This window comes from Reyranella sp. (genome assembly GCF_965229815.1).
Taxonomy (GTDB): domain Bacteria; phylum Pseudomonadota; class Alphaproteobacteria; order Reyranellales; family Reyranellaceae; genus Reyranella.
The window spans coordinates 353555-374497 of record NZ_CBDDJN010000008.1; the positions used below are offsets into that span (position 1 = coordinate 353555).

Sequence of the window (20943 nt, forward strand, 5' to 3'; positions counted from 1 at the left end):
ATTTCCCTTGGAATGTGTTCCCCATCCGCCAAAGTACTCGCTGCCCGAGCCCGAATATCTACCGCCGATATTTCGGCAGAGGCGGCCGCCCACCGCACCGAAAGTCCCGCGGTCACCCTATCTCTGGCCACCGCGGAGGTAGCATTCGACGCTCTCGAATGAACGCAGGCACGTCGCTGCGCGTGCCGCATCTCGTGTGACTCAGAAATCCAACCGCGATCCGTCCTAAAGGTCAGGAGGCCAGATGAAAGCGATCGTCCTCGCCCTTGCTGCCTTCGCAACCATGCTCTCGCTGTCCGCGGTTGCCCGCGCCTACGATTTCGGCCTGGTGCGCTCGACCTGGGAAGAAGGCGCGACGGAGCGTCAGGGCCCGTCGCGCGCCCGTGGCGTGCTGGTGTACTTCGACGGTGCGGTGCGGCCCACGGCGAAAGGTGAGCCGATCATCCCGCTCTTTGTCGAACTGGCCGGCGCGGCGAACTGGGACATCCTGCGGATCAGCCGGGCGTCCGTCTTCGACTGCGAACCGTGGGACGACGACATATTGGCGGTCGTCGCTGAGCGCGTGGCGCTGCTGCGCGAGGAGGGCTACCAGCGCATCGTCGTCGGAGGCGGATGGCGCGGCGGCCGGCTTGCCCTTCTGGCGGCTGCCCTCCCGGGCGTCGATGCGGCGATCGGCGTGGCGCCGCAGCGGCCGGTGTCGGTACGGACGCCCGACGTCCTTCCGGAACGGTTGGCCCGAGCCGAGGCCAAACGTGTTGCCGTTTTCCTCCTCGACCGCGATCCGCTGGACGACAGGGAGGATGTGCGGACGGGTCCGCTTCGGCGCGCCCTGATGCAGCGCGGGGCGAGCTTCGTCATCGTCGATCGCTCGCCGGATGGGACGGGTGCCGCCTCGATGACCAGCGGGCGCCTGGCCCGTCGGTACCGCGACTGCCTCCTGCGGCTGGCAGAGACGGAGGGATTGGCCGCGGGCCCCATCTCCTGTCCGCTGGCGAGCGGCTATGCCGTAGGCGCGGAGATCGGCTATCGCACGCCAGCTTCCATCGAGCCGCCGCCTGACGGTGCGGAGCCGTCGCTGGTTCGCTACTTTGGTCGCTGGGAAGGCGACGACGAGTGGGGCGCCTACTTCATCCTTGAAGCGCTCTCGGTCGACGGGGATGGGCTGCGCTTCGGCATCGGATGGGCGGAATCCGCGCGCTACGGTCCGCCGGAACCTCCCTTCGTGCTGAGGTTCAGGCTCGAGGAGGACGGGTCGCTTTCCTATGTGACCGACGAGGGGGTGCGTGTGCTGACGGCACGGCTCGAGAGCGCGACCGAACTCGACGTCACCTTCGACGTGCCACGGCCCGATGGCACCATGGGCAAGCGCCCCTTCCGCCTGCACAAGCGGGCCGCGGCAGCGGCCAGCGGAGAATCCTTCAAGGCACTTCGACCAGCGCCTTGAGACGCGCCAGCGCCTCATCCCATTGGCGCGAGACATGCTCGAGGTAGGTCTGAACCCCGACGATGGGCTGGGGATCGAGGGTGAACAGGTTCTCGCGGCCGGCCTTCTCGGAGCGGACGATTCCGACCCCTTCCAGCACCCGAAGGTGCTTGGTCACGGCCTGGCGCGTCAGGCTGGTGCCGGCGGTGAGCCGTGCAATGGATTGGGGCTCGCCGCTCGTTAGCCGGTCGAGCAGGCCGAGCCGGGTCTGGTCGCCGAGGGCCGCGAAGACCGCCGCCCGGCTGCGCAGGGCGGCGGCGCTAGGCATGCTGTCCCAAGTGGTGCGCAATGTTCTGCATCTGGATCGCCCAGCCCTCGCCGTTGCGCAGGAAGGCGGTGTCGCGGCGGTGTGCCGGCAGCTTGTCGAAGCCGGATTCCACCACCTTGAGCCGCGTGCCTGTCGCGATCGCCTCCAGGGAAAATTCCACCAGCGTCGGGACCTCCTGGCTGTAGTTCGTCCCGGGCTCCACGGAATAGGGATGCCAGGTGAAGGAGAACAGTCGCTCGGTCTCCATCTTCTGCACGACGGCCTCCCACAGAAGGTGCTCGTAGCCGGGATAGGTGACGCGACCGCGCGCCACCTGACCCGGCGCGAACGGCCCTTCGAGCGAGACCCTGAACCACGTCCCGAATTCGCGATGATCGGTCAGCGCCTTCCAGACCCGCGCCGGCGGCGCGTTGAGCTCGATGGACTTTTCAATTCGGTCGGACATTGGCAACTCCTGGGTTGCCAGTTGTTTGAGGCCTCCGCATCGAAAATGCAACACTGGGGTTGCATATTCGGGCGCTATCGTAAAACTGCATAGAAAATGCGGTTAGTGACGCTTCGCGTGGCTCGCCCGGCGTCGACCCGGTATCATCCGCGCCGCCAGTCATGCCCGTACACGTTCGCATCTCTCATACCGACCGACTTGCGATCGCCGTCGGGCACGGGACCATCACCGCCGAAGAGTTCCAGAAGGCCGTCGTGGAGTTCTCGACGTCGGGAGCCCTTCACTATCGCAAGCTCGTCGACGTGGCCGCCGCCAACACGGATGCCGACTTCTCGCGCATCAAGGCGCTCGTCACCTATATGCGCAGCGTCCCGGGATCGGCCGAGCGCGGGCCGCTGGCCTTCGTCATCGACGCCAGGCGCGGCGACATCGTGCGCGAGGTCGCGGCCATGAACGAGGCGGGCGAACGCCCGGTCGCCGTGTTCACCAGCCTCCACGAAGCCCGCAGGTGGCTGGACGAGCAGTCCGGCATCTCATTGCGCGGCTGAGGCCTTCGCTTCTTCCGCCGGGCCGAAGAAGGCTTCTACTCGAAGCAGCGGGCGGCGCGCACCGTGCAGGAGTTGGCCGGCACGTTGGCGTTGCACTCGGCCCAGGCCTGCTGCTCGACGTCGGCCTTGCTCGGCCCTGCGCCGAAACCCTCGGCACGGCCGGTGTTGCTGAAGGCATAGGCGACGCAGCGCGCCTCAGCCGTGAACTTGAGCTTGCAGTAGATGCCGCATTGCTCGAGGGCCGACTGCTCGGCCGCGGGCCGGGTCGTCATGCCCGCTGCGACGCCCCAGAGGCCCGCCCCGTCGCTCGCCACGGCGGTCCAGGTCGGGGTCTGCGCCGGCGCCGTTCCGGCGAGGCACAGCGTGGCCATGAGGGCGAGGGCGATAGCCGATCTCGTCATTGCGGGGTGTTCCTTTCGAGAAATGCATGGACCCGGCGGATCGACTCCGCCAGGTGGGTGGGTCCCCGCCAGTCCTTCTGGACCTCGACGTCGGGGGCGAGCACGGCGATCTCGGCGCTGGTCTGGGCGGGGTGGGGCTTGTCGGTGCCCGGCTGCAGCAGGAACGGAGTCCGGCAGTTCCGCACGAAGTCCCGGCTGACCGAGAAGACGAAGTCGCCTCCGAACATGTTGTGGCCGAAGGCCTCGATCGTCTCCTGGCTGATCGACGGATCGCGCTGGCGCACCGTCTCGCCGTAGCCCCTCACGGCCTCGTCCCAGGTGTCGCGGTTCTCCCACAGGCCGATCGGGTTTTGCAGCACGGCGGCCGCGATCCGGGCGGGTGCCTGCTCGATCGCCTCGAAGCAGTAGCTGCCGCCGATGCAGCCGCCCATGACGTGAAAACGCTCGAAGCCGAGATGGTCCATCAGCGCGAAGTGATCGGCGGCGAAGGTATGCCAGCCATGGTCCGGCCTGACGTCGGCGACCGAGCGGCCGGCATTGCGCTGGTCCATGGCGACGACGGTGAACCGGTCGGTGAGCGCGGTGCGGGGATCCATCCAGGACGCGCCGTTGGGGTTGGCCGACTGGTCCCACATCTCGGCCCGCGACCTGAGGCCGCCGGGAGCGAACAGCAGGACGGGGAAGCCCGCGCCATGAACCTCGTAATGGATGTCGGCATCGGGCCGCTTCAGAAACGGCATGGATCCCCCTGATTGCAACTCCCGCCGGGCTTATACACGAAGCCCGGCCGCATCGTCCTGCCGGCTGGCAACCCGTGTCCCTCCCGACTCGTTTCACCGTCTTCTGACGGGAGAAGACGCGGGTGGACATCCTGACGGTGGACGAGGAACGCAAAGACCTCCTGCCCGTCGTGCGCATGCATCGCGGGTCGGCAATCCGCCGTCCCCTCATCCTGCTCGCGATCTGCGCGGTTGCCGTCGTGAGCTATCTGGCGCGCGACTTCCTGATCCCGACGGCGGCGGCCGTCGTCCTGGCGCTGATGCTGACGCCGGTCGCCAAGGCCCTCGAGCGGATCCATGTGCCGCCCACGCCGGCCGCCGGCGCGTCGGTGTTCCTCCTGACCCTGATGGTCGCGGGCCTCCTCGCCATCGCCATCCCGTCGATCTCGTCATGGGCGGCACAGGCGCCCTATCTGACCTATACGTTGGAGCGCAAGCTCGAGGGGCTGCGCTCCTCTCTCGCCATCGTCAAGCGCGTCTCGGAGCAGGTCGAGCAGGTGACGAACACGCCGGCGGGCCCGGCCGCCAAGCCGCCGGAGAAGGTCGTGGTCCGCGACAAGTCGCTGCTGGCGGAGATCGCCAGCACCACGCCGGGCGTGCTCATCCAGCTGGGCTATGCCGGCGTTCTGGCCTTCATGCTGCTGGCCCATCGCAGCAACTACAAGAGGCAGATCCTGCGCATCCCCGGGAACTGGGGAACGCGCGTGCGCCTCGCGCGCGTCATGCGCGACATCAACGATCGCGTCGGCCACTACCTGTTCACTCTCGCGGCGATCTATTCCTGCGTCGCGGTCGTGTCGGCCATTGCCCTCGCTCTCCTGGGATTTCCCAACGCCGTCATGTGGGGCATCGTGATGGGGCTCGCCTCCTTCGTGCCCTTCATCGGCCCGCCGGCGGCGATCGGGGCGGTGGCGCTGGTGGCGCTGCTGAGCTTCGAAGACTGGGTGCGCATCGCTGCCGTGCCGGCCGTGCTGGTGATCATTCACTTCGTCGAATCGCAGCTCATCACGCCGGTATTCCTGAGCCGCCGCTGCGCGCTCAATACCGTGGCGGTATTCATGTCGATCGCGCTGCTGGGATGGATGTGGGGTGCCGTCGGCGCCATCGTCGCCGTGCCGCTGCTGATCCTTCTGAGCACCATCGCCGCGCACCTGCCGTCGCTCCACTGGCTGGAGATCATCCTGGGCGACGACAGGCCGGTCAGCCCGCGCGTGGCGCGCAAGCCGTCTCTCGCCTCGGTGACTCGCCCGCCGGTGCGGGTCCGTCAGCCGCGGCGGCGGCGGTTGGCGACGGACAGGAAGTAGAGCAGGCCGATCACGCCCCAAAAGGCGCCGACGATCGCCCACGCGGCGGCCGGGTCGAGGCTGCGGGCGAGCACGATATAGGCGGAGCAGGTAAGACAGAGGGCGCCAACGCCGACGGCGAGGGCGGCCCCGAGGGCAAGCATGGCGCGCATCGCCGCATCATGGGCGGCGGTGCGCAGGGTGCGCGCGGCGGCGGCGGTCGCCGCCACGCGCAGGAGGGGGCCGATCATCGAAGGCGCTGTCTTGCTCGCGGGCCTTGGGGTTCGCCGCCGCTCAGGAGCGACGACAAAGCCAGCCTGCGAGGAAGCCGATCCCGACGATCGCCGCCAGGGTGGTCAGCGGCCGCGCCTCGGTATGCTCGATCAGCGTGTCGGTCGCCTTGTCCTTCAGCTTGACGGTGTCCTCGGCGATCGACTTCGCGGTGTCGCCGTAGCGACCGATCAGCGAGCGCGCCGAGCGCAGCGTATCCTCGATCGCGGCCTCGCCGCGCTCGACCATCGAATGGCCGGTGCCGTTCATGGTGGACGACAGCTCCTCGAGCTGCTCCTTCAAAAGCGCGATCTCGCGCGCCAGATCTTTGCCGGAATGGGTGGCTCGCATTTCATGCTCCTGGGCTGGCGGGGTCCTGCGGATGAACGCAGGAAATCCGTCAGGGTTCCCAGTGCGTCGTCAGAAACGCGAAACGCCGATCTTGTCGTCGGGAAGCTCGGCCATGCGCATATATTGCGCCAGGATGTGCATCAGCGACTGGTGGACGTCCTCGACGACGCCGTAGTTCGCGGCATCGACATGCAGGCTGACATCGGCCATGGCGGCGCTGCGGCCCCCGGAAAAGCCGGACATGGCGATGGTCACGACCCCGTTCTCTGCCGCCCAGGCCAGGGCCCTCACGATATTCTCGGAATCGCCCGAGGAAGAGATGGTGATGAGCACGTCGCCCGGCCGGGCGGCATTCCTGAGCTGGTAGGCGAAGACCTCGGCATACTCCATGTCGTTGGCCACCGCGGTGATCAGCTCGACGGTCGCGGACAGGCTCGCCACCCGCGGCCGCAGGTTCGTATCCGTCGCGATGCCCTTGGAACAGTCGCAGGTCAGGTGGTTCGCGATGGCCGCGGAGCCGCCGTTGCCGCAGGCGAAGATGATCCTGTCGTCACGGATGGCCTGGCGCAGTGTCGTGATGGCCCGTTCGAGCTCGCTGTCCCGGACTGACCGGAACGCTGCCGCGACCTGGCCGGCATAGTCCGAGAGGAAGGCGCCGGCTTCGGCGTACGCGCGACGGGGAAATCTTTCAGCCATTCCGCCGTCCCTAGTGGGTGCCCCGTGCGCCGTCAACCGTCCCATACGTTCTGGGGCATCGGGAGGCGGGCGAAATCGGGCGCCGCCAGCGGCGTCGGATGGGCGACGCCTTCCTTGTCGAGCAGCATCATGTATTGCCGGACATGCTGGCCGCAGTGCCACGTGGTGCGCTCCATCAGCTCGTGCAGGCTCTGCGGGCCGTAGTAGGTGGGCAGCGTGCGGGTCGCGGCGGTGTCGCCGCCGGCCCACCAGGCGCGGAAGCGTTCGCGGACCCGCTCGCCATAGGCGACCAGCGCCGCGGTCGTGGCGTCCGGCGCGGGCTCCTCGCGGAACATCGCCTGCACGAGCTGGGTGCCCTCGTTGGCGTCGAGGAAGGCATCGACCACCCGGAAGAGGTGGAAGGCGAGGGTGCGGTAGCTGCGCGGCCGTCCCGGCACATGGATGTCGAGCCGGTCGTGGGGCATCAGCGGGATGAGCAGCAGGGCCGCGGTCATGAACTTGTCGACACGCCCCGCCAGCTCGGCGGTCGAGAGCTCGGGCCCCGACTTCTCGGAGAGGCCGAGGAAGTCGACGATCTGCTTGGTGCTCTGGCCGAACGTGTACTTGTCACCGCGCGACAGGACCGGCACCGAACGGACGCCGAGCTTCTGCAGCTCCGCCATTCCGGTCGGGTCCTCGAGCACGTTCACCGATACGAAGTCGATCCCACGGACCGATAGAAACTCCTTGAGTCTCAGACAGCTGGTTCAACCAGGCTGCCAGAAGACCTTCAGCGGCTCGTTCATGCCGGACAACTCCATTTTCAAGAGCTCAATTGGCCGCCTTGGTGTCCATCCTGTCAAGGTCCGCGCCGGCGACCGTCAGGTCGAGGGCGTTGATCCATGACAGACGATGCAGATCTTGTGGCCGTCGGGATCGCGCAGATAGGCGCCATAGTAGTTGGGATGATAGTGGGCGCGCAGGCCGGGCGCGCCCTCTTCCTTGCCGCCGGCCTCCACGCCGGCGCCGAAGGCGGAATCGACCGCGGCGCGGCTCGGCGCCTCGAGCGCCACGGTGATGCCGTTGCCGACATTGGCCGGCCGGCCGTCGGCGGGGTGCAGGATCCAGAGCTGGGGCCGCCCGCCGGGGGGGCCGTAGGCGATGGCGCTCGGATAGTCGGCCAGTCGTTCCAGCCCCAGCGCCTTGCACACGCCGTCGTAGAAGGCACCGGCACGCGCGACGTCGTTGCTGCCGATGGTGACGTGGCTGAACATGGTCGGTCTCTCCGCCTCACGATGCAGCCGGAGCATAGACCGAGGCGAGCTGGCGCGACACCAGCCGGGCATAGAGGCCGCCGCGCGCCAGCAGCGAGGCATGCGTGCCGGTCTCGGCGACGCGCCCCTCGTCGAGCACCACGATGAGGTCGGCGTCGCGCACCGTCGACAGCCGGTGGGCGATGACGATGGTGGTGCGGTCGGCCTGCAGGAGGGAGAGCGCGCGCCGCACGGCCTGCTCGTTCACCGCGTCGAGATGCGAGGTCGCCTCGTCGAGCACCAGGATCGGCGCGTCCTTGAGGAAGGCGCGGGCGATCGCCACGCGCTGGCGCTGGCCGCCCGACAGCGACGTGCCCCGCTCGCCGACCGGCGATTCGAGTCCGTCGGGCAGGGCGGCGACGAGGTCGCCGAGCGAGGCATGGCGGATCGCGGCCTGCAGATCGGCCTCGGAAGCCTCGGGGCGGGCGATCATGATGTTGGCGCGCAGCGTGTCGTTGAACAGGTAGGTGTCCTGGGCGACCAGCGCGATCAGGCGGCGCAGGTCGTCCAGCCGGTAGTCGCGCAGGTCGGCGCCATTCAGGGTGATGCGCCCCGCATCGGGATCCCAGAAGCGCATCAGGAGCTGCGCCGTGGTGGTCTTGCCGGCGCCCGACGTGCCGACCAGGGCGACGGTCTTGCCGGCCGGGATCTCGAAGCTGACGTCGCTCAGCGCCCGGCGGGTCTGGCCGGGATAGATGAAGCTCACCTTCTCGAGCGCGAGCGCGGCGGCGCCGTCGCGCGGCGGCACGCCCGGGCCGTCGCGCACGGGGATCGGCTCGTTGGCCAGCGCATAGACGCGCCGCGTCGCGCCCAGCGTGTCGGCCAGTTGCCGCCCGATCTGGGCGATCTCCGACACCGGCAGGAAGGCCGCCATGGCGAGGACGGTGAGCAGGGGCAGCAGGCCGCTATCGATCGTGCCGCGCTGCGCGAGCAGCGCTCCGGCCACGACGACGGCGAGTCCGCCCAGGCCCGTCAGCATCTCCAGGATTGCGTGCTGCAGGGTCAGCTCGCTGAAGAACGGCAGGCGGAGCGCGATGTGGCGCTGCGACAGCTGGTCGAGCCTGGCGCCGCGCGCGTCCTCCTGCTGGAAGGCCACGATCTCGCCCAGCCCCTGCACCGAATCGACGGCGAAGGCGCCGAGCTCGCCCGCCGCCTCGCGGGCCTGGCTGCCCAGCCGGTCGACGCGCTTGCGCATCAGGAACGGGCTCAAGCCGACCGCGAGCAGGAACGGCAGCAGCGCCAGGGCCAGCCAGCCATTGGCCCAGGCCAGCACGGCGACCACCGCTGCCGGCACCAGGATGGCGACGAAGGCCGGCGCCACGGTGTGGGCGAAGAAGTACTCGACCAGCTCGATGTCGTGGGTGGCGAGCGCCATCAGGTCGCCCGTTCGCCGGCGCACCAGGTAGGCGGGCGCGAGCGCGTCGAGCTTGCGGAAGGCGTCGATGCGCATCTCGGCCAGCAGACGGAAGGCCATGTCGTGCGCCAGCCACGATTCGAACCAGTGCAGGATGCCCGACAGCGGCGCCACGATGGCGAGCGCGATGGCATAACCGGCCCAGGGCTGGTCGTTCTTCAGCGCCAGCACGATCAGCGCCGACAGTACGCCGACGCCGATGAAGGAGATGACACGCAGCACGCCGAACAGGAAGGTGGCGGTGAGCTTGCCCTTCCAGGGCAGGATCACCTTCATCAGGGCGATCACGACCTGGTACCAGGTCAGGCCCTCGGCCTTGATGATGCCCTCGGTGACGACCTTGGCGGCGCCGCCCGGCGTGTCGGCGACGGACTCGACCTTCTGCGGTTCGGCGATCGTTTCGAGAGCGCCCGGCGTCTGCTGCTCGCGCGCCTGCTCGGCCATCAGGCCGGCATAGACTCCGCCCCTGGCCATCAGCGCGTCGTGGCGGCCCTGTTCCGCCACCTTGCCGCCGTCGAGCACGAGGATGCGGTCGCAGTCGATCACGCTCGACAGGCGATGGGCCAGGATCAGCGTGGTGCGGCCCCGCATCAGGCGGTCGAGCGCCTCCTGGATCACGGCCTCATTCTCGGCGTCGACGGCCGACAGCGCCTCGTCGAGCACCAGGATCGGCGTGTCGCGCAGCAGCGCGCGGGCGATGGCGACGCGCTGGCGCTGGCCGCCCGAGAGCTTGATGCCCTTCTCGCCGATCACCGTCGCGTAGCCCTGCGGCAGGCTCAGGATGAAGTCGTGGATATTGGCGGCGCGCGTGGCCTCCTCGAGCTCCTGCTGCGTCGCCTGCGGGCGGCCCAGCCGGATGTTCTCCTCGACCGTGCCATGGAACAGGAACGTGTCCTGGTTCACGACCGAGATGAGCGAGCGGATCTCGGCGAAGGGCAGCGTGCGCAGGTCATGACCGCCCAGCATGATGCGGCCCTGGTCGGGATCGTAGAAGCGCAGCAGCAGGCGCACGATCGAGGACTTGCCGCCGCCCGACGGGCCGACCAGGCCGAGCCGCTCGCCGGCCTCGGCGCGGAACGACAGCGCCTCGTGCACGGTGCGCCGCGTCCCGGGATAGGCGAAGCGCACATTCTCGAACTCGATGGTCGGCGCCAGCGCCTTGTCGAGCCGGGCCGGCGGGGCGTCGGCGACGGTCGGCCTGTCGTCGAGGATGCGGTAGATGCCCTGCGCGGCGGAGAGGCCGACCATGCCCTGGTGCAGCACCGAGCGCAGCTCGCGCATCGGCCGGAAGATCTCGATGCCCAGCATCATGATGATCAGCAGGGCGCCGAGCGACATGGCGCCGGCCTCGACGCGCGCCGCGCCGTAGATCAGCGCGGCGGCCGCGCCGCCGGCGATCGAGGCGTCGGTGATGCCGCGCGCCAGCGAGTTGGTGCCCAGCACCCACATCGTGCGGCGGAACAGGTCGCGCGCCTCGACCTCGAGCTTGTCGGCGCGCGCCTTGCCCTGGCCGAACGCCTTGAGCGTGGCCAGGCCCTGGATGGAATCGAGGAATTCTGCGGCGAACGAGGCATAGGCGTTCTGCCGCCGCAGGGAGTTGCGGACGTCCCACTTGTGCCACAGTGCCGGCGCGAACAGCGCCACCAGGGCGAAGCCCAGCATGACCAGCGCGACCGGCAGGTCGACGAAGGCGATGACCGCGAAGATCAGGACGGGCGACAGCATCGCGATCAGGAACTGCGGCAGGAACTGGCCGAAATAGGTCTCGAGTTGCTCGACGCCGTCGATCATCGACAGGGTGAGGCCGCCCGAGCGCTGGCGGCCGACCGTGCCCGGCCCGAGCGAGGCAACTTTGTCGTAGAGCGTGCGGCGCAGGACCTTCTGCACCCGCGCCGCGGTGCCGTGCGCGACGACCGCGCGCCAGTGCTCGGCCCAGCCGCGCAGGACCATGACCAGCGCGATCAGCAGGACCGAGGGCACCAGTTCCGAGATCGGCCGGCCGGCGAAGACCTGGCCGATCAGCCAGCCCAGCAGGCCGAGCCGGGCGATGCCCAGGCCGACGGCGAGAAGCCCGATTCCGACGGCGCCGGCGATCCGCCAGCGCACGCCCTTGGTGAAGGCCAGGAGGCGCGGTTCGATGTGCATGAGAAGCATTCTACGGCCGAACATTCATATTCGTCAGTCCACAAATTGGAAGAACCCGTGTACATTTTTGAACATGGATGCGAACTGGGACGATCTCCGCGTTTTCCTGACCCTGGCCCGCGAGGGCACGCTCAGCACGGCGGCCAAGGCCCTGGGCGTCAGCCATCCCACCGTGTCGCGCCGCGTGCAGGCGCTGGAGCAGCAGATCGGCGCGCGCCTGTTCGAGCGCCTGCCCGACCGCTTCGTGCCGACTTCGGCCGGCGAAGAACTCCTGGCCGATACCGAGGCGATGGAGCAGGCGGCCCTGTCGATCCAGCGCCGTAGCGCCGGCCTCAGCGACACGGTGAGCGGCGTGGTGCGGCTATCGGCCGGCGAGGCGATGGCCGTTCTGGTCGCGCGCCATCTGCCGTTGTTGCGCGCCAAGCTGCAGCACATCGAGTTCGAGGTGATTGCGAGCCACACGCTCGCCAACCTCTCGCGCCGCGAGGCCGATCTCCTGATCCGCGAGCAGGTGCCGGAGGTTGCCGGCATCGTCACCCGCAAGCTCTGCCATGTCGCCTACGCGGTCTATGCGGGGGACCGTCTCGAGTTGAAGCGTACCGAGATGCCGGCGCTGGTCGACCTGCCCTGGATCGGTTTCGACGACGACCACGGCTACATGCCGGGCCAGCGCTGGATACAGGAGCAGATCGGCCGGCGGCCCGAGATGCGGGTCAACAACTGGCTCGTCCTTCACGATGCGGTGCGCTCCGGAGCGGGCCTTGGCGTGCTCCCTTGCTACCTCGCCGACCAGGACCCGCGACTGCGGCGCGTCGGCCGCGTGTTGCCGGAGATCACCACCGAGCAGTGGCTGCTGGTCCATCGCGACCTCCGCGCCCTGCCGCGGGTGCGGGCGGTCATGGACGCGCTGGTCGAGCTGTTCCAGATCCATCGCTCCCTCCTGGAGGGGCGTGGCCACGGCAGAGGGCGATGAGCCGCTCGCGGCTCGTGCTGCCTATCTCACTGCCTCCCCGTCGCCAGATGGGGAGGTGGGCCGAAGGGCCGGAGGGATCACGACCCCGAGTGAGCTCCCGACCCCTCCGACGCCGTATGACGGCGCCACCTCCCCAACGTCGTTGGGGAGGAACTGCAAACATTCGTGCGCTTCAGATCGCGACCTGCCGGATGCCGCCGCGCGGCTGGCCGGCGGCGATGCTCTGCCACAGGACCTCGTGGCCGGCGGGCAGCGGCCGGTTGTTGGGCATGGTGAGCCAGAGGCGCAGCAGCAGGCGGTCGTGGCCGCTCGCGGCATCGTCCTCGAACGGCGTGCGGCCGTGATAGGTGACGTGGCTGTTGATGAGCTGCAGGTCGCCCGGCTCCAGGGTCATCTCGAAGCAGAGTTCCTGCGCCGTCGCCATCAGCACGTCGATCGCTTCCTTCTGCGCCGGCGTGAGCCTGGGCACGTCGGGCGCCATCTGCGCCGCCTCGATGAAGGTGAGCGAGTAGTGCGAGGTGAACTTGCCGTCGCGCACGCCGAAGATCGGCAGCGGATAGGCCGTCGCGCGGGTCGTGGCGGCGCCGTCCTTGCCGGTGCCTTCCTCGCCGAAGCGGCTGCGCCAGTAGTCCGTGAACAGCGCATCGAGCAGGTCGGGCCGCCGCGCCAGGATCGCGTTGTGGATCGCCGGCGTCGAGGCCAGCGTGCTGACGCCGCCCTTGCGCGCCTGGCGCACGCACAGCAGGCCGACCACGTCGGTGCGGTCGGTGTGGAAGCGCAGCCCGCCGCTGGTGAGCGTGCGGGCATAGGACGAGAGGAACGTGGTGCCCGACTGGTCGCGTGTCTGGCCGTAGGTGCGGCCGACATGGGCGCCTTCGTCGCGGATGGCGCGCATCAGCTCGCCGGTCCGGTTCTGGAAGACCGGCGTGCCGAGATGCGTGCCCAGGCCGAAGTAGAGCTTCCGGAGATCGTCCTCGGAGTAGCGGTCCACGGGGAAGCCGCGCAGCTTCAGGATCCCGACGCCATTCTCCAGCTCGTCGCGGATGTCCGCGAGCAGATCGTCGAAGCCGCTGAGTGGAAACGTCTCGCGGGTGATCTGTGACCAGGCGAGGCCGGCCTTGTTCACCGCGGCCAGGGCGTTGTCGAGGGCGGCGGTACCGGAGGCAGGGAAATTGCGGATCCAGCGGGTCGAGTTCCTGATCTCGTCGCCGGTCCAGACGACGGGACCGGTCAGCGGCAGTCGGTTGCTCATGGTCCGACTCATGAGCCTTCGCCTTGCCGTGCGCAAGGGGAGCGCCGAGACGGCGCACGCTCCGGGCCAACCCAACGACTGCCGGCGCCTTTCTGCCGATACAGACATTTCTTGTCGGTCGCGACGCGGCCCCAGCCGCCGCTCAGCGCAGCGCCTTGCGCATGTTGATCGAGGTCGGGTGGTCGAAGCCCGCGTGAGCCTCGCGGCCGATCTCGGCATAGCCCAGCGAGGCGAACAGCCGCTGGTTCCCCGTCAGCACGACGCGCACGCCCAGCCGTACGCCCGCGAGATCGCGGCGGCGCGCTTCGTCCTCGACCGCCTCGACCAGCCGCCGCGCAAGGCCGGTGCCGCGCAGCGCCGGCACGACCGACAGGCGGCCGAGATAGAGATCTCCCTCCATCAGCTTGACCATGACGCAGCCGACGATCCGGCCGTTCCGCTCCGCGACGATGGCGCCGGAATCGCGCGACAGCTCGTCGGCGATCGCCCCGGCAGTCTCGCGGAAGGCGCCCGACTCGGGCACCAGCTTGCCGCGATACTCCTCGAAGGCCGCCGCAATGGTTTCGGCGATGCCGGCGGCATCGGCGACGGTCGCGGCGCGAAGGACAACGGTGTCGCTCATTGTGGCTTTCTCGCGTAGGCTCGCGGCAAAAGCGAGGAAAGGCAATGGGCTACTCGACCATCGAGGTTCGCAAGCTGACGCCGGCGATCGGCGCGGTGATCTCCGGGCTGGACCTCGCCCGACCGCTCGGCAACCAGGCCTTCCAGGAGGTCCACGACGCGCTGATGGAGAACCTCGTCGTCTTCTTCCGCGACCAGGAGCTCAGCCACGAGCAGCAGAAGGCGTTCGGCCGCCGCTTCGGCGAGCTGCACATCCATCCGACCTCGATCAACACGGCCCGCGACCATCCCGAGGTCCTGACCATCAAGGCCGACGAGACCTCGCGCTACGTGGCCGGCGAGGAATGGCACTCCGACGTGTCCTGCGAGGCCGAGCCGCCGATGGGCAGCATCCTCTACATGAAGGAAGTGCCGCCGGACGGCGGCGGCGACACGCTGTTCGCCAACATGTATCGCGCCTTCGACACGCTCTCGCCGCCGATCCAGCGCCTGTGCGAGGGGCTGACCGCGGTCCATGACGGCGCCCAGGTCTATGGCGGCCGCTTCGGTCTCAAGCCGAAGGAGGGCGGCTTCCCGCGCAGCGAGCATCCGGTGGTGCGGACCCATCCCGTCACCGGCCGCAAGGCCCTCTACGTGAACCGCAACTTCACCACCCGTATCGTCGGCCTCAGCCGGACGGAGAGCGACGCGCTGCTGCAGATGCTGTTCCAGCACGGCGAGACTCCGGAATTCCAGTGCCGCTTCGCCTGGCAACCCAACTCGATGGCCTTCTGGGACAACCGGGCGGCCATGCATCATGCGATGTGGGACTATTTTCCCCACCGGCGGCTGGGCTACCGGGTTACCGTCAAGGGCGACAGGCCCTTCTATCGTTCATAGGAAAGGGACAATGGCGCTCATCACCTATCTCACGCGCATCCAGTTCGACTTCGGTGCGCTGAAGCTCCTGGAGGCCGAGCTGCAGCTCCTGGGCATCCGCCGTCCGCTGATCGTCACCGACAAGGGCGTCATCGCCGCCGGCCTGTGGGCCCGGGTGAAGGATCAGCTCCCGGGCAACATGCCGATCACGCTGTACGACGGCACGCCCGAGAACCCGACCGAGGCGGCCATGCGCGACGCCCTCAAGATGTACAAGGAGGAGGGCTGCGACGGCATCATCGCCATCGGCGGCGGCTCGCCGATGGACCTCGCCAAGGCGGTCGGACTGATGGCCACCCATCCCGGCCCGTCGCTGCAGCCCTATTCGTTCGTCGAGGGCGGTGCCGGCAAGATCACCGCGGCGGTCGCGCCCATCGTCGCCATCCCGACGACCTCGGGCACCGGCAGCGAGGTGAGCCGCGGCGGCGTCATCATCATGGACTCCGGCCGCAAGCTGGCGATCGGCAGCCCCCACCTGATCCCCCGGCTGGCGCTGATCGATCCCGAGTTGACGCTCGGCCTGCCGCCGCATCTCACGGCCGGCACCGGCATGGACGCCTTCACGCACAACATCGAATGCTTCCTGGCGAACGTCTTCAATCCGCCGGCCGATTCCATCGCCCTCGACGGGCTGGAGAAGGCCTGGACGTACGTCGAGCGCGCGACCAGGGACGGGTCGGACCGCGAGGCGCGGTACAACATGGCGATGGCCGCCATGGAAGGCGCCATGGTGTTCCAGAAGGGACTGGGCGCCGTGCATGCGCTCAGCCATCCGACCGGCGGGCTGAAGGGCTACCGGCTGCACCACGGCACGCTGAACGCGATCTACCTGCCGGCCGTGCTGCGCTTCAACGAGCCGGCGGTCGGCGACAAGTTCCGCAAGGTGGCGCAGGTGATGGGCCTGCCCGAGAGCGAAGGCAACGCGCAGGGCGTCGCCAACGCCGTCGCCGCGCTCAACGAGCGGCTGGGCATCCCCAAGGGCCTGTCGGCGATGGGGCTGGCGCCGGACACGGTCGAGAAGATCGCCGACGGCGCGCTCGGCGATCACTGCCATCAGTCGACGCCCCGGCAGCCGACCCGGGAGCAGTACGTGCAGTTGATCGAGGAGTCGTGGGGATGAAGGTCAAGGACAAGGTCTGCGTCGTCACCGGCGCGGCGGGCGGCATCGGCGAGGCGATCGCGCGACGCTATGCGAGCGAAGGCGCGCGCGGCGTCGTCGTCGCCGACCGCGATGCCGGCCGGCTGCAGGCGGTCGCCAACGACATCAAGGGGCTGGCCGTCGCCTGCGACGTCGCGCGCGAGGCCGACATCCGCCACCTCGTCTCTGAGGCGGAGCGCCACTTCGGCCCGGTCGACGTCTTTTTCTCCAATGCCGGCATCGGGCGCGGCGGGCATGAGGATGCCAGCGATCAGGACTGGGCCGACAGCTGGGCGATCCACGTCATGGCCCACGTCTACGCCGCGCGCGCGCTGGTGCCCGGCATGCTGGCGCGGAAGTCGGGCTACCTGCTCAACACCGCGAGCGCGGCGGGCCTGCTCGCCTCGATGGGCTCGGCGCCCTACGGCGTCACCAAGCACGCGGCGGTGGCGCTGGCGGAGCACCTGGCGATCCAGTACGGCGACCGCGGCATCGCCGTCTCCGTCCTCTGCCCGCAGGCCGTCGACACCGACATGCTGCGCATGGCGGGCGCCACGGCCGCCTCGGTCGATGGGGTGCTCAACACGGACGCCGTCGCCCGGACGGTGATCGAGGCGATGGACGAGGAGCGCTTCCTCATCCTGACCCATCCCGAGGTGAAGGACTACATGGCGCGCAAGCTCGACCGCGACCGCTGGCTGCGCGGCATGCGCCGCCTGCGCGACAAGACCGGCGAGGGCCAGGCGGGCCGCGCATGACCCGTCGCGTCGACCTCTGGATCGACCTGCGCAGCCCGTACTCCTTCCTCGCGAAGGATCCGGCCTATGCGCTGGAAGCGGAGTTCGGCGTCGAGCTGGTCCTGCGTCCGTTCTCGCTCGAGATCGCGAGCGCAGCCCAGCTCGGGGACCCCGCGTCGCTCGCGCGCGGGATGCGCAAGATCAAGTACCTCTATGCCGACGCCAGGCGGTTCGCCAAGCCGCGCGGCATCACGCTGCTGGGGCCGAAGAAGATCTTCGACCAGAAGCTGGTGCACCTCGCCTGGCTCTATGCCGCGAGGACCGGCCACGATCGCGCCCTGATCGACCTCGCCTTCCCGCGCTTCTTCAAGCGCGAGCTCGACTACGAGGACCGCGCCGCGATCGTGGGCCTGCTGCAGGATGCCGGTGTCGACGCCGCGGGCTTCGACGCCTATGCGGCAGGCGAGGGGCCGGCGGAGCTCGACGGCCACCAGCGGGAAGCCGAGGCGCAGGGCGTCTTCGCCGTGCCGACCTTCGTGGTCGAGGGCGAGCTGTTCTGGGGCCAGGATCGCATCGACTTCGTGCGGGGCAAGCTCGCGGGCTGAAGGCCTTTCCGTTTGACGCGACGCGGCGGATCGACCAAGGTCCGCGTCGCATGAAGCGACTGCGGACCCTTCGACTTACACGCTGATCCCGCTCCGGCCGAGGCCGGACCGCGGATCGTCAGGCGCGCGTGTCCAACCGGTCGAGAGTCGCTCAATGATCCCCTTCCTTGCGTCCCTGTTCGATGGCGTCGGCCTGTGGGCCGCGTTCGGCGTCACCTTCGTCGCGGGGTTGATGCGCGGCTTCGCGGGATTCGGTTCCGCGATGCTGATGGCGCCGATCTTCGCCATCCTGTTCGGCTCGGCCGACATGGTCGTGACCGTCGTGGCGATCGAGCTGGTCGTCTCGCTGCAGCTCTTCCCGCAGGTCCGGCGGCAGGCCGACTGGCAGGTGCTGACGCCGATGAGCATCGCCGCCTGCGCCGCCATGCCGCTCGGCGTGTGGCTGCTGGCGAGCGTGGACAAGAACACCATCGTGACGGCGGTGTCGGCGGTGATCGTCGCCTTCGTCGTGCTGATGTGGAGCGGCTGGAAGTACACCGGCCGGCGGTCGACGGCCGCAACGGTCGCGGTCGGCGCCGTGTCGGGGGCGATGATGGCCACCACCAGCGTCGGCGGTCCTCCCGTGCTTCTGTACCTGCTGTCGGGCAACGATCCGCCGCACGTCAGCCGCGCCAACATCGTCACCTACTATTTCCTGACCCAGTTCCTGCTGATCGTGATCGTGCTCGCGACCGGCGTGGCCGGCTGGGTGGCGCTGGCCCGCGCGGCGCTGCTGTTTCCCGTCATGATTCTGGGCGCCTGGATCGGCGGCCGGGCCTTCCACGGTCTTGCGAGCGACAGGCTGTACCGCAATTTCGCCTTGTCGGTCCTGCTGTTCACGGGTCTGTTCGGTCTGCTGCGCGGGTGGGTGGTCGTCTGAGGAGGCGATCCCGGACCCGCCAAGCCCGGCCTGTCGATTTCGGTGCTGGCACAGGTACGCCGCGCCGGGCATCTGCTATCATCAAGCGTCTTCCCGGAGAGGATCCATGCGTCTCGATTTCCCTGCCTTCGGCACCGGCCTCGCCCTGTCGTTCGCCCTCGTCACGGGGGGAGCGGCGCTTGCCCAGAACGACGAGTTCGTGAAGGTCTGCATGGCGACGACACCGCAGAAGACCTGCGAATGCATCTCCTCGAAGATTCCCGCCGACAAGCGGCAGGATGCGCTCGAGGGACTGCGCCGCTCCAACAAGGCCATGGAGCCGGGCGGCAATCTGCTCGATCCGTCCAATCTGACCCAGGCGCAGATGCTCGGGCTCGACGCGGTGGTGCTGGCGCAGGCCGACTGCACGGACTGATCGGCGTCCCTCACAGATTGTGACAGGCCACCTCGCGGTCGTCGCCGACCGCGACCAGCGGCGGCTCGACCTCGGCGCAGATCGGCAGCTGGCGCGGGCAGCGTCCGCACAGCCGGCAACCGGGCGGCGGATCGATCGGGGTCGACACCTCTCCCCTGAGCGAGAGGCGGGGCGGCGGCTTGTCGGGATCGACCTCCGGCACGGCCGCCAGCAGGGCCTGGGTGTAGGGATGGAGCGGCTTCTCGAAGAGGGCGGCGGCCGGGCCGGCCTCCACGATCTTGCCGACATACATCACCGCGACCCGATCGCTGATGTGGCGGATGACGCTGAGATCGTGGGCAATGAAGAGGTAGGTGAGCCCGAGATCCTCCTGGAGCTCGCGGAACAGGTTCAGGATCTGGGCCTGGATCGACACGTCGAGCGCCGATACCGGCTCGTCGCCGATCACCAGCTCGGGATCGACGGCGAGCGCGCGGGCGATGGCGATGCGCTGCCGCTGGCCGCCCGAGAACTCGTGCGGATAGCGGTCGACATGCTCGAGGCCGAGGCCGACCCGCCGCAGCAGGTCGAGGACTCTTTCGCGCTTCTCGCTCCACGAGCGGGCGAGGCCGTGGATCTCCATCGGCCGGCTCAGGATGTGCATGATCGTCTTGCGCGGATTGAGGGAGCTGTAGGGGTCCTGGAAGACGAGCTGCACCGACTTCCGCACGTCCTTCATGCGCCCCGGCGGCAGGCTGAGCAGGTCGCGCTCCTTCAGCCTGATCTCGCCGCCGGACGGCTCGATGAGGCGGGTCACCAGCCGCGCGGTCGTCGACTTGCCGCAGCCGCTCTCGCCCACGAGGCCGAGCGTCTCGCCGCGGCGGATGTGGAAGTCGATTCCATCGACCGCCTTCAGCACCTGCGTCCGCTCGCCGGCCAGCTTGGAGTAGATGTCGCCGTGCAGGGTGAAATGCTTGGTGAGGCCCCGGACCTCGAGGAGCGCCTCGCCGGCCGCGGCGTGCCCGGCGCTCATGCCGCCGCCCTCTCGTGCAGATGGCAGGCGGCGAAGTGGCCGGGCGCGATCTCCTTCAATGCCGGGACCTCGCGGCGGCAGACGTCCATCGCGTGGCTGCATCGGGGGTGGAACTTGCAGCCGCCGGGCGGTCGCATCATGTTGCAGACCGATCCGGCGATCGGCGTCAGGGTCCTCGCCTGGCCGTCGAGCCGCGGGATCGAGTTCAGCAGCCCCACCGTGTAGGGGTGCTGTGGCCGCGCGAAGATCTCCCGCCGGTCGGCGAGCTCGACGATGTGCGAGGCGTACATCACGCCGACCCTGTCGCAGGCATGGGCCACGACGCCGAGATTGTGCGTGATGAACAGCAGCGACATGCCGAAGCGCTCGATCATGCCGGTGATCAGCTCGAGGATCGTCGCCTGGATGGTCACGTCGAGCGCCGTCGTCGGCTCGTCGGCGATGAGGAACCTCGGATCGCAGCTCAGCGCCATCGCCAGCATCACGCGCTGGCGCATGCCGCCGGAGAATTCGTGGACGTAGGAATCGACCCGGCGCTGCGGCGAGGGGATGCCGACCATCGACAGCAGCTCGATCACGCGCTCGCGCGCTTCGGCTCGGGAGAGGCCGAGATTGTTGCGCAGCGCGTCGGAGATCTGCTCGCAGACGGTGAACACGGGGTTGAGGGCGCTCATCGGCTCCTGGAAGACCATGGCGATGCGACGGCCGCGCAGGGCGCGCATCTCGCCGTCGCTCTTGCCCAGTATGTCGTCGCCCTCGAACAGGATGCGCCCGCGCTCGATCTCTCCGGGCGGATGGGGGATCAGCCGCATGATCGCGCGCGCCGTCACCGACTTGCCCGAGCCGGACTCCCCGACCAGGCCGAAGGTCTGGCCGCGCCCGATCGAGAATGAGACTCCGTCGACCGCGGTCAGGTCGCCGCGGCGCAGCCGGAAGCGCACGGTGAGGTCGTCGAGCGCCAGAACGGTATCGGCCATG

General features: G+C 69.0%; 24 protein-coding genes. 10 read left to right on the top strand and 14 right to left on the bottom strand.

Annotation, left to right across the window (positions count from 1 at the left end):
- Positions 1 to 244 precede the first annotated feature (244 nt).
- Positions 245 to 1444 (top strand): hypothetical protein, encoded by a 1200-nt coding sequence (locus tag ACO073_RS29165; RefSeq protein ID WP_422002795.1) that lies wholly within the window; start codon positions 245 to 247, stop codon positions 1442 to 1444.
- Here ACO073_RS29165 and ACO073_RS29170 read toward each other — a convergent pair.
- Together ACO073_RS29170 and ACO073_RS29175 are read right to left on the bottom strand one after the other, a co-directional pair.
- Positions 1419 to 1751 (bottom strand): ArsR/SmtB family transcription factor, encoded by a 333-nt coding sequence (locus ACO073_RS29170; protein WP_422002797.1) that lies wholly within the window; start codon positions 1749 to 1751, stop codon positions 1419 to 1421. The two genes, ACO073_RS29165 and ACO073_RS29170, sit on opposite strands and share 26 nt — an antisense overlap.
- Positions 1744 to 2196 (bottom strand): SRPBCC family protein, encoded by a 453-nt coding sequence (locus ACO073_RS29175; RefSeq protein ID WP_422002798.1) that lies wholly within the window; start codon positions 2194 to 2196, stop codon positions 1744 to 1746. Before ACO073_RS29175 ends, ACO073_RS29170 begins: the two co-directional genes overlap by 8 nt.
- Positions 2197 to 2357: 161 nt before the next feature.
- Here ACO073_RS29175 and ACO073_RS29180 point away from each other — a divergent pair, with 161 nt between their 5' ends.
- The gene (locus ACO073_RS29180) at positions 2358 to 2744 is read left to right on the top strand and encodes a hypothetical protein (RefSeq protein WP_422002800.1); all 387 of its coding nucleotides are present in this window, start codon (positions 2358 to 2360) and stop codon (positions 2742 to 2744) included.
- Between the two features lie 35 nt (positions 2745 to 2779).
- On the opposite strand, the gene ACO073_RS29185 is transcribed toward ACO073_RS29180, so the two are convergent.
- Both ACO073_RS29185 and ACO073_RS29190 read right to left on the bottom strand, forming a co-directional pair.
- On the bottom strand, positions 2780 to 3145 hold the full coding sequence (locus ACO073_RS29185; RefSeq protein ID WP_422002802.1) for a DUF4189 domain-containing protein: 366 nt from the start codon (positions 3143 to 3145) through the stop codon (positions 2780 to 2782).
- Entirely contained in the window at positions 3142 to 3885 is a 744-nt protein-coding gene (locus ACO073_RS29190) for an alpha/beta fold hydrolase (protein WP_422002803.1), read from the bottom strand. Before ACO073_RS29190 ends, ACO073_RS29185 begins: the two co-directional genes overlap by 4 nt.
- A gap of 122 nt (positions 3886 to 4007) precedes the next feature.
- Here ACO073_RS29190 and ACO073_RS29195 point away from each other — a divergent pair, with 122 nt between their 5' ends.
- Complete coding sequence (locus ACO073_RS29195; RefSeq protein ID WP_422002805.1) at positions 4008 to 5228, top strand: AI-2E family transporter; 1221 nt, start codon at positions 4008 to 4010, stop codon at positions 5226 to 5228.
- Here ACO073_RS29195 and ACO073_RS29200 read toward each other — a convergent pair.
- The 6 genes from ACO073_RS29200 to ACO073_RS29225 form a co-directional block, all read right to left on the bottom strand.
- Positions 5189 to 5458 (bottom strand): hypothetical protein, encoded by a 270-nt coding sequence (locus ACO073_RS29200; RefSeq protein ID WP_422002807.1) that lies wholly within the window; start codon positions 5456 to 5458, stop codon positions 5189 to 5191. The genes ACO073_RS29195 and ACO073_RS29200 overlap by 40 nt on opposite strands.
- A gap of 43 nt (positions 5459 to 5501) precedes the next feature.
- Positions 5502 to 5828: a hypothetical protein gene (locus ACO073_RS29205; RefSeq protein WP_422002808.1), complete on the bottom strand. Its 327-nt coding sequence runs from the start codon at positions 5826 to 5828 to the stop codon at positions 5502 to 5504.
- Between the two features lie 69 nt (positions 5829 to 5897).
- Positions 5898 to 6524 (bottom strand): D-sedoheptulose-7-phosphate isomerase, encoded by a 627-nt coding sequence (locus ACO073_RS29210; RefSeq protein WP_422002809.1) that lies wholly within the window; start codon positions 6522 to 6524, stop codon positions 5898 to 5900.
- A gap of 32 nt (positions 6525 to 6556) precedes the next feature.
- Entirely contained in the window at positions 6557 to 7261 is a 705-nt protein-coding gene (locus tag ACO073_RS29215; protein WP_422003185.1) for a glutaredoxin domain-containing protein, read from the bottom strand.
- 123 nt (positions 7262 to 7384) lie between these two features.
- On the bottom strand, positions 7385 to 7777 hold the full coding sequence (locus tag ACO073_RS29220; protein ID WP_422002811.1) for a VOC family protein: 393 nt from the start codon (positions 7775 to 7777) through the stop codon (positions 7385 to 7387).
- A 16-nt stretch (positions 7778 to 7793) separates the two neighbouring features.
- A complete protein-coding gene (locus ACO073_RS29225) occupies positions 7794 to 11375 on the bottom strand; it encodes an ABC transporter ATP-binding protein (RefSeq protein ID WP_422002813.1) in 3582 nt (1193 codons plus the stop codon).
- 73 nt (positions 11376 to 11448) lie between these two features.
- Between ACO073_RS29225 and ACO073_RS29230 the strand changes: the two genes are divergently transcribed.
- Complete coding sequence (locus tag ACO073_RS29230) at positions 11449 to 12348, top strand: LysR family transcriptional regulator (RefSeq protein ID WP_422002815.1); 900 nt, start codon at positions 11449 to 11451, stop codon at positions 12346 to 12348.
- A 172-nt stretch (positions 12349 to 12520) separates the two neighbouring features.
- Here the strand turns inward: ACO073_RS29230 and ACO073_RS29235 are convergent, their stop codons facing one another.
- Together ACO073_RS29235 and ACO073_RS29240 are read right to left on the bottom strand one after the other, a co-directional pair.
- On the bottom strand, positions 12521 to 13600 hold the full coding sequence (locus ACO073_RS29235; RefSeq protein WP_422002816.1) for a TauD/TfdA family dioxygenase: 1080 nt from the start codon (positions 13598 to 13600) through the stop codon (positions 12521 to 12523).
- Between the two features lie 142 nt (positions 13601 to 13742).
- Positions 13743 to 14222, bottom strand: a complete 480-nt coding sequence (locus ACO073_RS29240) for a GNAT family N-acetyltransferase (protein ID WP_422002818.1) — start codon at positions 14220 to 14222, stop codon at positions 13743 to 13745.
- 44 nt (positions 14223 to 14266) lie between these two features.
- Between ACO073_RS29240 and ACO073_RS29245 the strand changes: the two genes are divergently transcribed.
- The 6 genes from ACO073_RS29245 (at position 14267) to ACO073_RS29270 (ending at position 18953) form a co-directional block, all read left to right on the top strand.
- Positions 14267 to 15100, top strand: coding sequence for a TauD/TfdA dioxygenase family protein (locus ACO073_RS29245; RefSeq protein ID WP_422002819.1), 834 nt, complete (start codon positions 14267 to 14269; stop codon positions 15098 to 15100).
- A gap of 10 nt (positions 15101 to 15110) precedes the next feature.
- Entirely contained in the window at positions 15111 to 16259 is a 1149-nt protein-coding gene (locus ACO073_RS29250; RefSeq protein ID WP_422002820.1) for an iron-containing alcohol dehydrogenase, read from the top strand.
- The gene (locus tag ACO073_RS29255; protein ID WP_422002822.1) at positions 16256 to 17035 is read left to right on the top strand and encodes an SDR family oxidoreductase; all 780 of its coding nucleotides are present in this window, start codon (positions 16256 to 16258) and stop codon (positions 17033 to 17035) included. Before ACO073_RS29250 ends, ACO073_RS29255 begins: the two co-directional genes overlap by 4 nt.
- Complete coding sequence (locus tag ACO073_RS29260; protein WP_422002824.1) at positions 17032 to 17619, top strand: DsbA family protein; 588 nt, start codon at positions 17032 to 17034, stop codon at positions 17617 to 17619. The genes ACO073_RS29255 and ACO073_RS29260 overlap by 4 nt, the downstream gene beginning before the upstream one ends.
- 154 nt (positions 17620 to 17773) lie before the next feature.
- A complete protein-coding gene (locus ACO073_RS29265) occupies positions 17774 to 18538 on the top strand; it encodes a sulfite exporter TauE/SafE family protein (RefSeq protein ID WP_422002826.1) in 765 nt (254 codons plus the stop codon).
- A 106-nt stretch (positions 18539 to 18644) separates the two neighbouring features.
- Entirely contained in the window at positions 18645 to 18953 is a 309-nt protein-coding gene (locus ACO073_RS29270) for a hypothetical protein (RefSeq protein ID WP_422002828.1), read from the top strand.
- A 10-nt stretch (positions 18954 to 18963) separates the two neighbouring features.
- Here the strand turns inward: ACO073_RS29270 and ACO073_RS29275 are convergent, their stop codons facing one another.
- Together ACO073_RS29275 and ACO073_RS29280 are read right to left on the bottom strand one after the other, a co-directional pair.
- Complete coding sequence (locus tag ACO073_RS29275) at positions 18964 to 19965, bottom strand: ABC transporter ATP-binding protein (RefSeq protein WP_422002830.1); 1002 nt, start codon at positions 19963 to 19965, stop codon at positions 18964 to 18966.
- Positions 19962 to 20942 carry an ABC transporter ATP-binding protein gene (locus ACO073_RS29280; protein ID WP_422002831.1) on the bottom strand — a complete coding sequence of 327 codons (981 nt, stop codon included), beginning with the start codon at positions 20940 to 20942 and terminating at the stop codon, positions 19962 to 19964. Before ACO073_RS29280 ends, ACO073_RS29275 begins: the two co-directional genes overlap by 4 nt.
- Position 20943 lies beyond the last annotated feature (1 nt).

Coding starts and splice junctions, on each gene's coding strand:
- ACO073_RS29265 (WP_422002826.1), top strand. CDS start 17,774: ATGATCCCCTTCCTTGCGTCCCTGTTCGATGGCGTCGGCCTGTGGGCC.
- ACO073_RS29165 (WP_422002795.1), top strand. CDS start 245: ATGAAAGCGATCGTCCTCGCCCTTGCTGCCTTCGCAACCATGCTCTCG.
- ACO073_RS29175 (WP_422002798.1), bottom strand. CDS start 2,196: ATGTCCGACCGAATTGAAAAGTCCATCGAGCTCAACGCGCCGCCGGCG.
- ACO073_RS29225 (WP_422002813.1), bottom strand. CDS start 11,375: ATGCACATCGAACCGCGCCTCCTGGCCTTCACCAAGGGCGTGCGCTGG.
- ACO073_RS29250 (WP_422002820.1), top strand. CDS start 15,111: ATGGCGCTCATCACCTATCTCACGCGCATCCAGTTCGACTTCGGTGCG.
- ACO073_RS29210 (WP_422002809.1), bottom strand. CDS start 6,524: ATGGCTGAAAGATTTCCCCGTCGCGCGTACGCCGAAGCCGGCGCCTTC.
- ACO073_RS29245 (WP_422002819.1), top strand. CDS start 14,267: ATGGGCTACTCGACCATCGAGGTTCGCAAGCTGACGCCGGCGATCGGC.
- ACO073_RS29170 (WP_422002797.1), bottom strand. CDS start 1,751: ATGCCTAGCGCCGCCGCCCTGCGCAGCCGGGCGGCGGTCTTCGCGGCC.
- ACO073_RS29230 (WP_422002815.1), top strand. CDS start 11,449: ATGGATGCGAACTGGGACGATCTCCGCGTTTTCCTGACCCTGGCCCGC.
- ACO073_RS29280 (WP_422002831.1), bottom strand. CDS start 20,942: ATGGCCGATACCGTTCTGGCGCTCGACGACCTCACCGTGCGCTTCCGG.
- ACO073_RS29255 (WP_422002822.1), top strand. CDS start 16,256: ATGAAGGTCAAGGACAAGGTCTGCGTCGTCACCGGCGCGGCGGGCGGC.
- ACO073_RS29260 (WP_422002824.1), top strand. CDS start 17,032: ATGACCCGTCGCGTCGACCTCTGGATCGACCTGCGCAGCCCGTACTCC.
- ACO073_RS29235 (WP_422002816.1), bottom strand. CDS start 13,600: ATGAGCAACCGACTGCCGCTGACCGGTCCCGTCGTCTGGACCGGCGAC.
- ACO073_RS29205 (WP_422002808.1), bottom strand. CDS start 5,828: ATGCGAGCCACCCATTCCGGCAAAGATCTGGCGCGCGAGATCGCGCTT.
- ACO073_RS29180 (WP_422002800.1), top strand. CDS start 2,358: ATGCCCGTACACGTTCGCATCTCTCATACCGACCGACTTGCGATCGCC.
- ACO073_RS29275 (WP_422002830.1), bottom strand. CDS start 19,965: ATGAGCGCCGGGCACGCCGCGGCCGGCGAGGCGCTCCTCGAGGTCCGG.
- ACO073_RS29200 (WP_422002807.1), bottom strand. CDS start 5,458: ATGATCGGCCCCCTCCTGCGCGTGGCGGCGACCGCCGCCGCCGCGCGC.
- ACO073_RS29185 (WP_422002802.1), bottom strand. CDS start 3,145: ATGACGAGATCGGCTATCGCCCTCGCCCTCATGGCCACGCTGTGCCTC.
- ACO073_RS29190 (WP_422002803.1), bottom strand. CDS start 3,885: ATGCCGTTTCTGAAGCGGCCCGATGCCGACATCCATTACGAGGTTCAT.
- ACO073_RS29270 (WP_422002828.1), top strand. CDS start 18,645: ATGCGTCTCGATTTCCCTGCCTTCGGCACCGGCCTCGCCCTGTCGTTC.
- ACO073_RS29220 (WP_422002811.1), bottom strand. CDS start 7,777: ATGTTCAGCCACGTCACCATCGGCAGCAACGACGTCGCGCGTGCCGGT.
- ACO073_RS29240 (WP_422002818.1), bottom strand. CDS start 14,222: ATGAGCGACACCGTTGTCCTTCGCGCCGCGACCGTCGCCGATGCCGCC.